The sequence below is a fragment of the Streptomyces coffeae genome (assembly GCF_016741875.1).
GTDB classification, from domain to species: Bacteria; Actinomycetota; Actinomycetes; order Streptomycetales; family Streptomycetaceae; genus Streptomyces; species Streptomyces coffeae.
Genome location: NZ_JAERRF010000179.1, coordinates 1 through 607, shown reverse-complemented (window position 1 = coordinate 607; position 607 = coordinate 1). Strand labels below are relative to the sequence as shown.

Below are 607 nucleotides of genomic sequence, written 5' to 3'. Positions count from 1 at the left end.
GGCGATCTTGGCGCGGTCCTCCAGGTCGGGGCAGGCGCCGTAGCCGAGGGAGAAGCGGGCGCCGCGGTACTTCAGCGCGAACATGTCCTCGATCTCGCCGGGGTCCTCGCCGGCGAAGCCGAGTTCGGCGCGGACGCGGGCGTGCCAGTACTCGGCCAGCGCCTCGGCGAGCTGGACCGACAGGCCGTGGAGCTCGAGGTAGTCGCGGTAGGCGTTGGACTCGAAGAGTCCGGCGGTGGCTTCGCCGATTTTGGAGCCGACGGTGACGACCTGGAGGCCGACGACATCGGTCTCGCCGGATTCCTCGGGGCGGAAGAAGTCGGCCAGGCAGAGCCGCCGTCCGCGGCGCTGGCGGGGAAAGGTGAAGCGGGTGCGTTCGCTGCCGTCCTCGTGCAGCAGCACCAGGTCGTCGCCCTTGGAGACACAGGGGAAGTAGCCGTAGACCACGGCCGCCTCCAGCAGGTTCTCGGTGTGCAGCTTGTCCAGCAGACCGCGCAGCCGCGGACGGCCCTCGGTCGCCACCAGCTCCTCGTAGCCGGGCCCGTCGCCGGTGCGCGCCTGCTTCAGCCCCCACTGGCCCTTGAACAGCGCGCCCTCGTCCAGCCAG

At 71.0% G+C, this 607-nt stretch carries 1 protein-coding gene; it reads right to left on the bottom strand.

Annotated features, from left to right (window positions below; translation table 11 throughout):
* The coding region (locus tag JK363_RS41560; RefSeq protein WP_307822130.1) for a vitamin B12 dependent-methionine synthase activation domain-containing protein at positions 1-607 on the bottom strand (607 nt) is incomplete at both ends.